Genomic DNA, 12,396 nt, shown 5'->3' with positions numbered 1-12,396 from the left:
CACCGCAAGGCAATTTAAGCATACATTATACATTAAGCTATAGCAGCATAATCAAAGGAGAACAGACATGGGGAAGTATTTTGGAACTGACGGTGTTCGCGGTGTTGCGAACCGTGAATTAACAGCAGAAATGGCTTACAGCATTGGCCGCTGCGGCGGATATGTACTGACAGGAAATGTGGAGAAACCGAAGGTTGTTATTGGCATGGATACACGTATTTCTGGTCCTATGCTGGAATCAGCACTGGTAGCAGGCATGCTATCCATTGGGGCAGAAGTCATCCGGTTGGGCGTAGTTAGCACACCGGCGGTAGCGTATATTACGCGTCTGCTTAAGGCTGACGCAGGGGTTATGATCTCTGCTTCACACAACCCGGTAGAGGATAACGGAATCAAGTTTTTTGGCGGCGATGGCTTCAAGCTTACCGATGAGACTGAACTACAGATCGAAGAATTAATGGATGCAGAAAAAGATGAGTTGCCGCGTCCTATTGGATCCGGTTTAGGTAAAGTGACGATCGACCATGATTCCAAGTACCTGTATCTTGAGTACTTGAAAACAACCATTTCTCAGGATTTCAAAGGCATCAAAATCGTGCTCGACTGTGCGCATGGCGCAGCTTACGAGCTGGCTCCAAGATTGTTCCGCGAGTTGGGTGCTGAAGTTATCACGATCGGAGCGGAGCCGGACGGGCTGAATATCAATGACGGATACGGTTCCACCCATCCGGAGAAATTGCGTGAAGAAGTACTGAAGCATGGCGCGGATTTGGGACTTGCTTTTGACGGGGATGCTGACCGCCTGATTGCGATTGACAATACAGGTGACGAAGTAGACGGTGACTTCATTCTATGTATCTGTGGAGATGCGATGAACCGTGCAGGCAAGCTTAAAGACGGTACTATCGTTTCTACAGTCATGAGTAACATTGGTTTCTATAAAGCAACCGAGCAATTGTCTTTAAATACAGCTAAAACCGCTGTAGGCGACCGTTATGTGATGGAAGAAATGCGCCGCGGCGGCTTCAATCTGGGTGGCGAACAATCTGGTCATGTAATCTTCCTGGACTATAATACAACTGGTGACGGTATTCTCACAGCGATCCAATTGGTGGATACGTTGAAGGCTTCGGGTCAGAAGCTGAGCCAACTGAAATCCATGATGACCAAATATCCGCAGGTACTTGTGAATGTGCGTGTGCAGGATAAGACCAACTATCCGGATAATCCGGCGATTGAAGCGGCTATTGGTGAAGTTGAGGCCAAGCTGGGCAGCAACGGCCGTGTGCTTGTACGCCCATCGGGTACAGAACCGCTAATCCGCGTAATGGCGGAAGGTCCAGATAAGGATGAACTGGATCGATATGTAGGACAAATTGTAGAAGTTGTGCAACGTGAACTGGTGTAATTAATACGCGTAATGAACAGTGAACCGGTGGGCGAACCGCTGCACCGGTTTAACGTTCTGTAAGTATTTTTCAGATTGAGCTGACATTGTTTCAGAAAGAAAACATTGTCAGTAGCATTGCCAAAGTACGACATGGTGCATATAATAGATAAAGTGTCATTCATTCAAGAAGGAAAGCGAGGATCGTGAGGTATCGGCAATAACAAGCGCCAGAGCTTGGTCTTGCGCGGGGGAGAAGGGAAAGCTGAGTAGCTTGACCGGATCACGGCAGACGTAAGCTGACGAGGTGGAGGTGTTCGAAATGTTCGGCGGGGACCTCCCGGTGATGCACCAGAGCCGTGAATGCAAGCGGAAAATGCAAGGGCGACCTTACACACAACGCTGTCATGGGTGCATAAAATTAATAATTCATGGGTGTGCGCAAGCAGAGAGAAACACTATAGTTCTGCCACGGCAGAGGGGAAAGCTGTACATTTCATGATTTTGTGAAGTAGTGAAAGTTTATTTTGTTGCGTCTGAATTACAACAGAATATTGGCTAACTCTCATCAACATGCCGCACGGCACGTTTCTTTCCTATTGCCGCCCACATTACGATAACTTGGACGGAGGAAAATATAATGTGTGGTATTGTAGGATATATTGGTAATCAGAATTCGCAAGGAATCTTGGTCGAGGGTTTAAAGAAGCTGGAGTATCGTGGATATGATTCCGCTGGAATCGCTGTGTTCACGAATGGAGGACTGGAGGTAGTCAAGGCTAAAGGCCGTTTGGCGAACCTGGAATCCAAGCTGGAGAGCAGCCCGCTAACGGGAAGTGCCGGAATTGGTCATACCCGCTGGGCTACTCACGGTAAGCCTTCTGACGAGAACTCTCACCCACACACGGATAACACGGACAAATTCTCTGTTGTGCACAACGGGATCGTGGAGAACTACCTGGATCTGAAGGAAGAGCTGATTGCACAAGGTGCGCAGTTTACTTCCGAGACCGACACAGAGGTTATTTCTCACCTGATCGCACGTGAGTATGATGGTGACATTGTGAAGGCTGTGCAAAAAGCAATCACTTATATGCGCGGTGCCTTTGCACTGGGCGTGCTCACTGAATATGAGCCGGATAAATTGGTTGCCGTTCGTCAAGCAAGCCCGCTGATTATCGGCCTTGGCGAAGGCGAGAACTTCATTGGATCGGATATTCCGGCATTGCTGGAATACACCCGTAACGTATATATTTTGAACGACGGCGAAATGGCTGTTTTGACACGTGATGCTGTCGAATTGATGACAATCGAAGGTAATTTTATTTCTCGGGAAATGACTACTGTCGATTGGGATGCTGTAACCGCAGAAAAAGGCGGATTCGAGCACTTCATGCTGAAAGAAATCCATGAACAGCCGAAGGCTTACCGTGACACTATGCGCGGACGTATTAACGCTGAAGGCACCAAAGTCATCCTGCCTGAGCTGAACTTGACCGAAGAACAAATCAAGAACATCCGCAACATTCAAATCGTCGCTTGCGGTACCGCCTACAATGCGGGTCTTGTTGGACGTAACCTGATTGAATCCCTGGTGCGTATTCCAGTGGAAAATGATATCGCTTCGGAATATCGCTACCGCGCTCCGATCGTAAGCCCAGAAACGCTGGTTATCGTAGTCAGCCAATCTGGTGAGACTGCTGATACCTTGGCAGCTTTGCGTGAAGGTCATGCGAATGGTGCGCATGTACTGGCCATTACTAACGTGGTGGGCAGCTCCATCGCCCGTGAAGCTGACAGTGTATTGGTTACCCTGGCTGGACCAGAAATCGCAGTTGCTTCTACCAAAGCTTACACTTCGCAGCTGATCGCATTCACTTTGCTGGGTCTGTACTTGGCAGAAGTTCGCGGTACACAGTCCGAAGCACAAGTGAAAGAAATCCTGGCAGCAATGGATTCTTTGCCAGAGCAAGTTGAAGCGATTCTGGCTCAAAAAGAAGCCATCAAGAACTATGCAGAGCAAATCTCCGAGCACAAGCACCTCTTCTTCATCGGCCGCGGCGTAGATTACGCTGTTGCTCAAGAAGGCTCGCTGAAGCTGAAAGAGATCTCCTACATTCATTCCGAAGCATATGCTGCTGGTGAATTGAAGCATGGTACCCTGGCGCTGATCGAAGATGGCGTTCCAGTTATCGCTCTGGCTACTCAAGAGAGCGTGCTTGAAAAGACCGTTAGCAACATCAAGGAAGTGAAAGCCCGCGGCGCAGAAGTGCTGGCAATCACTCACCAAGAGCATGTTACTGACTTGCTGAAGTCCGTTGATCAGGCGTTCGTTATTCCACAAACCCTGCCACTACTGACACCAGCTCTGTCTGTAGTATCCCTGCAATTGCTGGCTTACTACGCATCGCTGGCCCTGGGCCACGATGTGGATAAACCACGGAATTTGGCGAAGAGTGTTACGGTGGAGTAAGGGGTAAAGAATTATTCTTGTTGATGTTTACTGACAAAAAGATCTATTCTTTTCAAAAAAACGCTATCCTAGATCTTTCAAAATTAAAATAGGGTAATAACTGAAACACCGCTCTTTTTGCGAAAATGCAAATTGAGCGGTGTTATTTTATTTAGGAGGAGAAATAAGTAAAAAAATAACTGATAGAACGGAACACCTAGAGAGCAGCCTGAATAAATAATTCAGGCTGCTCTCTTTTTATTAGGTGAGTTTTGGCTTTACTTGGACAATGAAGAGTATCTGTGAAATAGATGAGTGATATTGAATATAGAATTAAATGTATCCTAAAAGTATAGCTAGCGGTTCACAACTTTCTTTACAGGGTAATTTCTAGCGGTCCATGACTTTCTTTATTTCGTTTTATCCCAATATGTAGACCGCAATATAATTCTTCACTCCGCATTTAAAGTTTGGCATTTATCAAAAAAATTGCTGCTGAGCCGAACGATTCTCAGGTATTTCTCCTGATTATCGCTCGGCGTTTTTCATTTTTTTGCTAGGCATTACTTGCCCTAATGTGTTGAATCTATCTATGAGCTATCAGGTCTTTCATCGACCATTCACCCTACAGTATAATGTCCACCCATTTGTTAGACTATACTGCAATTTAAGGCCACACATAACCATCATTGGTCCTTATTTCAGGCGCGGGGAGAGAACAGACAACCAGGAAATAAAAAAATAAGGTAACAGGATTAATAATTAATGATGGAAAAAATTTAAAAAAATGAAATTGACGACCAAAACAGCATATGCTAAATTTAATTTGTTGGTATAAAATGTATTTTGTGAGATGTTGTTAACAAGTTAAAAGTGAAATTAATCACATGATTAAGGGATTCAAGCCAACAAAAATTTGTTGAAGAGGGGATTTTCCATGTACAGAGTGAGTAAATACAATATTTACTTGGAACTGAAAAAAAATCCGAACAAAAAACTGATCATCCAGGGCATTCGCGGGTCTTTTGATATTGTTGATAATTCAATCAGTGAAATTTTGGAAAGTGCTGAAGCCGATAGCAGCAATCTGAATCTGATCAGCCCTGAAAATATTGAGATTTTGGCGAATAGAGGTTATGTTACCCATTTAACGGATGATGAAGAGTATAAAGTTATCGAGAAAATCAGTCATACTCTGAATGCCAGTAGCAGAAAGAATCTGTGCATAACAATTATGCCTACCTATAATTGTAATTTCAGATGTGAGTATTGTTTTGAACAAAATCTGCTGTCGAGGGGTAAGGAGTTCCTTAATCAGAAAATGTCCACGGAAACGGTGGATGCAGTCTTTGCGCAGCTAGCCAAATATAAAGAACAAGGATATAGAATTGGAAGCGTATACTTATTCGGTGGGGAACCTCTTCTGAAAACGAACAAGGACATTGTGACATACATATGCGAGAAGTGCCGGCAAATGGAGATACCTATCAGTTGTATCAGCAATGGGTATCACTTAAATGAATATGTTGATTTGATCAGCGAATATAAGTTTGACAAGGTTCAAATTACGATTGACGGTATCGGGGAAGAGCATGACAAGAGAAGATTTCTGGTAGGGGGCCAAGGGACCTACGATAGAATTAAAGCCAATATCAGCCTGGCACTAGAAAAAGGCAACAACATTTCCTTAAGAACAAATGTCAACCGCAAGAACACGGATTCCGTCAAAGCATTGATCGAAGAGTATCAAAAAGAAGGCTGGATTGGCAGGCCGAATTTCCACTACTACTTCAAGACAAATATTAAATGTTATGAGCAGGATGACGAAACTGCACTTTCCGATGTGGAACTGATGCAGCAACTGGGCGAGTATGTGGGACAAAGTACGGACAGATTTAAACTGAACAGCATTTACAGCGGACTTGCTGAGGGAATCAGATACATGCTGAAGAATAACAGTTATGCTCCGCTACGTTCTGGATTTTGTGGGGCAAATACGGGAATGTACACCATAGATCCGTTCGGCGATATCTATCCGTGCTGGGATGTGCTGGCGGAGGAAGAGAGCCGGATCGGTACGGTCGATATCCAGAACGGCGAATTTATACTTACAGACGAACATAATACTTGGAAAGACAGAACAGTGGACCGGATTAGCGACTGCAGCAAATGCAGATATATGCTGTTTTGTGGTGGTGGATGTTCGGCTCAAGCCAAAGTGATGCACAATGACATGAATAAGGTCTATTGTGACGATTTCACTAAACTGTTCGATGAGGTTGCTGTGGATCTGTGTGAAGAGTTCTCAACAGTGCATGCCTAAATCTTCCGCAGATCATTGCAATATATCGACAACGAGGAAAGGAGGTAAGTTATGGATTCTATTACTGCCTTAAATCAGCATTTGGAAGGAAATAGTCAGGAAATAGAGAGCATGATTACAGAACTAGTAGATAGGGAAGAGTGTGCTTGCACTGCAAACGGTTGTGGAGCTGACGCTTGCGGCGTCAAATAATTTAAGAAAGGAGGTGCAGGTATGGGACGGATAGAGGCTCTGAATCAGCAGCTTAATGTGAACAGTGAAGATCTTGAGAGCATGATTGCCGAACTGGTAGAAAGAGAAGAGTGTGCTTGTACACTGGATGGATGCGGTGCAAAAGCTTGTGGTGTGAATTAGAGCATAAATATATCACAAGGAGGCCATTGAACATTATGGAAATCAAGATGTTGAATCAGCAGCTTGAAGTGGAGAATCAGGAAATCGAGCTGATGATTTCAGAGTTGGTCGAAAGAGGAGAATTGGCTTGTACAGGCAATGCCTGTGGTGCACAAGCGGAAGGCCTCTAGTGTTAATGACATTACAAACATAGACAGGAAGGAGAATATTATGATCACTTCTATTAATTCCGCCATTGACAATAAAGAGCTGGACTTATTCATGAAAGAGCTTGAAGAAAGAGATGAAATGCTGTGTTTCTTTAATGCCTGCGGTACTGCTGCAAATCCATGCGGAGGACAAGCGTGTGCGGCCGGCTGTATCGGTATTTCGGTTTGTTTCTTAGGGCTTCATGTAGCATAGCTATTGTGTGGTAGACCGAACCATAAGCTGAGTATGGTTCGGTCTGCTTGGATTGAGCATCATTTCACTATGAAATGAAGGGAGAGGGGATAATGGATTTAGCCGAGGCCAATAGCTATTCATGGAGCAACCCTGTCCTGACTGTGAAAGAAGGTGTTGAGACCTCCATATTTGATGATGGGAATGAACAGACTACCTATCTCATCACCATGAGCAATCGCCACTGGAGGGTATCGGAAACTATTTATCGTATTCTGTGCTGTATGGACGGAACCCGGACTGTGGAGGATATACAACAGTTTTTGCATACCCATTTTGAACTACAGATCGATGGGCACAAGTTAGAACAGATCATTGAGATGGCTTTTGTCCGCAATGGAATCCTGGAAGGTACCTCAGCTACAACCGCTCCTCCCCATAACAAAATGATGTGGGGACAGTTCACGTTGCTCCGTCCGGTTTTTATTGAGAAATTCAAGTTTTTTTCTTTTATTTTTCATAAAAGGCAGTTGATTGTTTGGGGTTCCATTGCGCTTATATGGCTAACCTATATTTTTTCTGTATATTCCAATACACATGTAATCAGCAGTATGTTTAGCTTGAGTATCAAGGATATTGTGTTTTGCTACCTATTTGTTTTTTTAGCGGGAATGACGCATGAATTTGGGCACTCGATCGCAGCTATGTCGTACGGGGTGTACCCGGGCAGAATCGGCGTAGGGGTGTATTTTGTCATGCCTGTGCTGTTTTCTGATGTTACTAAAATATGGAGAATCAAGCGCCTTCAGCGTGTCATTGTTGATTTAGGTGGAATGTATCTCCAATGCATTTTTTTGATGGTGTCATTCGTACTCAATGCCTTATTCATCCATAGTGATCTTTTGAATATAGCTATTTTACTTTCTGGATTCACAATTCTTGGAAACTTCAATCCTTTTATAAAGTTTGATGGATATTGGGTATTGGTTGATTTCCTGGGGATTACTGAGGTGAAAACAGTCATGTATCAATTGTGGATGAATCAGTTTCGTAGACTGTTGCATAAACCGACGGTTCCTGTTGTATTAAGTAAAGGGAAAAAGGCTGTACTGTATATATACTCGATTTTCACTGCGTGTTTTTTTGTATATTTCATCCGTTTTTTAGCAGGAACTTTTATTCTGGCTTTTCAAAATGTGAAGACAGATATCGCTGCACTCCTGAAAATGGCTCCAGCTGAATTCCACCCTGATTTTACAGATATAGTGAATTATTTATCGGACAGAATAACTACATTTATTGCTCTGTTCTTCTTTTTACATCTAGTATGGCGTTACGCTGTAAGAAATCTACTTTTTAAGTACAAGAAACGACGCACGTCTGTGCAGGAGGAGGTCCGCTGTGCAGCTGATTGACACCTACCGCCATATGGAACCAAGAGAATTGCTGGATTGCAGAATCAAATCGCTTAAAGAACTGGTCAGGCACTATGGGCTTAATTTACATTCCAATGAAGTTCTACTGTTAAGCGAAGCTTTTACCTTTCAATATGACAGAATCAGTATTCCTGGCGTGGGGATTGAGTCGCTGCCTTATGCCACGGCTTCACATAATCAAACGGAGACGACTTTTTTTCACAATTTGAATATTCGCTTTCACAAGGAGAACATTGCCGGCGATTCACGAGGCTGGGAGCAGTTGAAATCTCTAATTGTTCAGGGAATTCCCGTATTGTTTAGAATTGACAGCCGATTCTTGAAGGGAGCGGAGGATGCTGCGCCAAAGGTGCTGAAGCTCAACCTTTACTATCTCTCAACCTTACTCCTTGTTGGTTATGACGAGGAGCAAGATCAGGCGCTGGTTGTTCTGACCAATGATGATGATCGGGAGCGAGTGAATGAGATTACCATCGGAGAATTCCAGACCTATAGATGCTCCAACTGCGCCCCGTTTTCACCCGAAGGCTTGTGTTATTTCCTACAGCCAGACCATGGGGTTAGTGATATTAACCCAACTGGCATTCAGCAGGCTTTAACGAATAGTATCATAAAAACGGCAAACACAATGCTGGATGAAGGCGAGCTTTACAATGGGGAGCTAGGCTCCTTCATTGGCAGGGGTGTGAGTAGAGGTATTCATGCGATGAAGAATTTAAAGGATGATCTTCAAAAGATGCTGGCACAATGTCAGGATAACGGGGATTCAGCAATCATACGCTTAATGATGGTATTCTTGCGCAATAATTTGCTGTTTGGCAGTTATTCCGCTTTTCGCGAAGAGTACGGACAATGTATAAAATACTACGCCCGAAAATATAATATACCTCATTTGGATGTTGTAGGTAGTGAATTTGCAGAAATAACGTCCTTGTGGAAGGAACTATTCACCTTGCTTAGCCGGATCGCACATTATAAAGGAGATCTGATCGAACATTTACAGCAGGTTCTCCTGGTGTGGGATAACATCATTCAAGCCGAGCATCGGCAATTCTCAAAAATCAGAAGTATCCTCCTTACAGCCGCGCCATGTAGAATCTAACTTCATTGAGGAATGGAGAGTCAAAGAATGAATAAAAAAAGAATTATTATGATTTCTTCTCTTACAGTATTTTTGGTAGTGTCGGTGGTTCTGATATTTGCCGCTTTTCTAGGTTCGGACATCAGAATAGGCTATGCAGAAAATAGTTATGGAAGTACGCTGAATTCCTCTTTCTATTATTTTAGCGGCTCAAACAGCAAAAGGGTCAAATTCAAAAAAGGCGATCAGGTGAAATTGGTTTACTCGATTGAATTATCCAGAGGTTCGCTGCAGGTGAGTTTGAAGGATCAGACAGGGCATGACGTTTTCAGCAAGTCGGAAGGTTCCGGGGAGATCAACTTCACGGTCAGTCAGACACAAGAATATCAGGTTGAAATCAATGCCTCCAAAGCCAGAGGGAAATATAAATTGAAATGGAGTGAATGAATGCAGCTTCCTCAAGCCGAATCTATTTCTCTATAAAAGGTGCTGGCATATGTGAAAATTTTATCAAAATATGTCCTGAAAAATGTTCTTGCCAACAAAGTAATCAGTTTGTTAATCATATTGTCTCTGGTCATTTCCACTGCGATACTTTATTTGAATATGACGGTCAAGGATCAAATGCTGCTGCAATATAAATCCATTCTGCAAGGAACTTACCAGGATTATAACTATTATATTTACAAAAACGGCGCCACGAGTGAGAAGAACAAGTACTTCAATGTAAAGGAACTGAACTTATCCAGTCTGAAGGTCAATAGCCTATTGGAGTTAACCAAAACATCCGGTGTCACCCGCTTTGACCGCGAGGTGTTGTCATTAAATCTATACGGCATGGATCTTAAGCTTCTTCTGGAGAAGAGGCTGCTGGTGCTCGAACAGACCAGCGCAGAATTTGATCCGGCTGCAGCTAAACAGATTATTGTCAGTCAACGTATGGCTGAGAAGTACGGATTGCATTTAAAGGATGTACTGCGTGTTTCTACCTTGGCAGGGGAGCAAGAGATGACTATTGGGGGAATCGCGGAGAATAAGGGTCTATATCTGAATGAAAATAATAAAATCATGTTGTTCTCTTCTTTTCAATATGTTGGATATTTGAATGGAATGGGCGATAAGGCGTCAGGTGTATATGTACAGAAGGACCCTTCAATCAAACAGGAGCAGTTTGACGAGTTGTTTAAGGCCAATAATCAAGCTTTTAGCAAAATGTCCCTTACGGATGACGCCTCCATTAAGGCAGAGCTGCATACAACCAATCAACTGCTGTCTATTGTCTTGTTTGCTGTGATTCTTATGGTGTTCTATCTGAATGCCAGTAATACGAAGATCATTTTGGCCAAAAGAATGCCTGAAATAGCCACGCTACGCAGTATTGGCGCAACCCGTTTAACGATGAATCTGATCCTGCTCGCAGAAAATGTGGTATACGGTTTGGTCAGTGGAATAGCAGGGGTCATACTTGGGGTTTTATTGAAGGAACCCGTAATATCCTCACTCAGTTCCTACGGCAAAATGGCTTCAAGTCTGAGCATTCCGTATGATTTTAATATCCGGTATGTCATCTATTCCGTAGGCTTAACGGTAGTTTTTCAGGTAGGGGTCTCCTTGTACGGGATACTGTCTGCAAGCAGGAAATCGCTTAGAGCGTCGATGCTTGATACGGTTTATACAAAGGCGGACATCTCAAGAAGTAGAAGCTGGCTGGGGATTGTTTTATGGGGGTTATCGATCCTTCTATATTTCATCAATACGGAATATAACCTCCTGCTGGCGGGTTTGGTGTTTATGGGAATGCTGACAGGCACGATCTGCTTAATTCCCTTGCTCACAGCGGGTTTATCTAATATTCTCACCAAATTGGCAAAGCGTGGATGTGGAGCAGCCGTACAACTGGGGAGCACCAATCTGGCAGGAAACAAGATCAACCAGTCGAGCATCATCTTGGTGACAGTTACCTTATCCATAATGTTGACTGTATATTTAACAACGGTGTCCATTAATCATGTGTTTGAGCAGGCGGGAAAAACTTTTGAGGGAGATATCCAAATTACCGGACTCTCTGAACCTGCCGCAGCGTATAACCAGCTTGATCGTGTTAATGGCGTACAGTCTCTTCAGCCTGTTTACTACAGCTTTCGCGATTTTACAATCAATAACTATAAAATGAATATAGGCATCTTTGGACTGGATCATGAAATGCTCGGAATTAAGGATGTTTCGGGTAAAATGAGTGTCCTTTTGGCAGGGGAGGCTCTGATCGACAGATTTTATGGCCCACATAACGATTTGAATATCGGTGATCGGCTAACTATTAAAAGCGATACGATGGATGCCTTTACGATACGAATTGTTGGCTACATTCATTCGGGGAACTTTACTTCAAAAAGAAACGTATTGGTGGTCTCTCCAGCGGAATATATGGCGAAGGTAAGCCGGATTCCGAACTCCATTGAAATTAAAACTACAGGGGACCTCAAGCAAGTGAAGGATGATCTGAGTGAAGCACTGGCTGGAACCAGCATCCTAGTTCAGACCGTAGATGAATTCTTAGCAGGCAATAAAAGTGGAGTGGACTCCTTACTCATGTTAATCAATCTCATTTTGGGGTTGTCAGTTTTGATTGCTTTCACAGGTGTCATCATTAATCAGCTAATCGGGTTCTTGCAGCGGAAGAAAGAGTATGCGGTTCTGTATTCACTGGGAATGAGCAAATTGCAGATCAACCGGATGATACTCACCGAGACGGCGGGGATTTTTATTACAGGCTGTCTGTTCTCCGGGGTACTGGGCCTATTTCTTGCCAAGGCACTGGAGCAGATTCTGTTCTGTATTGGGGAGTATGTGAGCATTGGTATGGATATCGTTGCGATCTTGAAGCTGCTCGCCGTGATGTTCCTGCTCCTTATGCTGACTTCCGTGTTGTCGATCAGAAGGATGCCTCAATTGAATGTGGTACAGGAATTGAAATATGAGTAA

The 12,396-nt window shown here is 43.7% G+C and carries 11 protein-coding genes; all 11 read left to right on the top strand.

What is annotated here, in order from left to right; all coding sequences use genetic code 11:
* Window positions 1-67: 67 nt before the first annotated feature.
* The gene (gene glmM, locus ACFORK_RS25000) at window positions 68-1,408 is read left to right on the top strand and encodes a phosphoglucosamine mutase (RefSeq protein WP_379204229.1); all 1,341 of its coding nucleotides are present in this window, start codon (window positions 68-70) and stop codon (window positions 1,406-1,408) included.
* A 619-nt stretch (window positions 1,409-2,027) separates the two neighbouring features.
* The gene (gene glmS, locus ACFORK_RS24995; protein ID WP_379204227.1) at window positions 2,028-3,860 is read left to right on the top strand and encodes a glutamine--fructose-6-phosphate transaminase (isomerizing); all 1,833 of its coding nucleotides are present in this window, start codon (window positions 2,028-2,030) and stop codon (window positions 3,858-3,860) included.
* A 916-nt stretch (window positions 3,861-4,776) separates the two neighbouring features.
* Window positions 4,777-6,162, top strand: coding sequence for a radical SAM protein (locus ACFORK_RS24990; RefSeq protein WP_379204225.1), 1,386 nt, complete (start codon window positions 4,777-4,779; stop codon window positions 6,160-6,162).
* A 51-nt stretch (window positions 6,163-6,213) separates the two neighbouring features.
* On the top strand, window positions 6,214-6,354 hold the full coding sequence (locus ACFORK_RS24985) for a hypothetical protein (protein ID WP_379204223.1): 141 nt from the start codon (window positions 6,214-6,216) through the stop codon (window positions 6,352-6,354).
* A 21-nt stretch (window positions 6,355-6,375) separates the two neighbouring features.
* Window positions 6,376-6,516 carry a hypothetical protein gene (locus ACFORK_RS24980; RefSeq protein WP_379204221.1) on the top strand — a complete coding sequence of 47 codons (141 nt, stop codon included), beginning with the start codon at window positions 6,376-6,378 and terminating at the stop codon, window positions 6,514-6,516.
* Window positions 6,517-6,551: 35 nt separating this feature from the next.
* On the top strand, window positions 6,552-6,686 hold the full coding sequence (locus ACFORK_RS24975) for a hypothetical protein (RefSeq protein WP_379204219.1): 135 nt from the start codon (window positions 6,552-6,554) through the stop codon (window positions 6,684-6,686).
* Window positions 6,687-6,726: 40 nt separating this feature from the next.
* On the top strand, window positions 6,727-6,918 hold the full coding sequence (locus ACFORK_RS24970; RefSeq protein ID WP_379204217.1) for a hypothetical protein: 192 nt from the start codon (window positions 6,727-6,729) through the stop codon (window positions 6,916-6,918).
* Window positions 6,919-7,010: 92 nt separating this feature from the next.
* Window positions 7,011-8,312, top strand: coding sequence for a zinc metalloprotease (locus tag ACFORK_RS24965; protein ID WP_379204215.1), 1,302 nt, complete (start codon window positions 7,011-7,013; stop codon window positions 8,310-8,312).
* The gene (locus ACFORK_RS24960) at window positions 8,299-9,435 is read left to right on the top strand and encodes a BtrH N-terminal domain-containing protein (RefSeq protein ID WP_379204213.1); all 1,137 of its coding nucleotides are present in this window, start codon (window positions 8,299-8,301) and stop codon (window positions 9,433-9,435) included. The genes ACFORK_RS24965 and ACFORK_RS24960 overlap by 14 nt, the downstream gene beginning before the upstream one ends.
* Before the next feature lie 27 nt (window positions 9,436-9,462).
* Entirely contained in the window at window positions 9,463-9,861 is a 399-nt protein-coding gene (locus ACFORK_RS24955) for a hypothetical protein (protein WP_379204211.1), read from the top strand.
* A 51-nt stretch (window positions 9,862-9,912) separates the two neighbouring features.
* Entirely contained in the window at window positions 9,913-12,396 is a 2,484-nt protein-coding gene (locus ACFORK_RS24950) for an FtsX-like permease family protein (RefSeq protein WP_379204209.1), read from the top strand.

Origin of the sequence: Paenibacillus sp. GCM10012306 (assembly GCF_042649265.1) — a bacterium.
GTDB lineage: Bacteria > Bacillota > Bacilli > Paenibacillales > Paenibacillaceae > Paenibacillus_AQ.
Note: the sequence above shows the minus strand (reverse complement) of the source record. Positions and strands in the feature narration are given on the sequence as shown.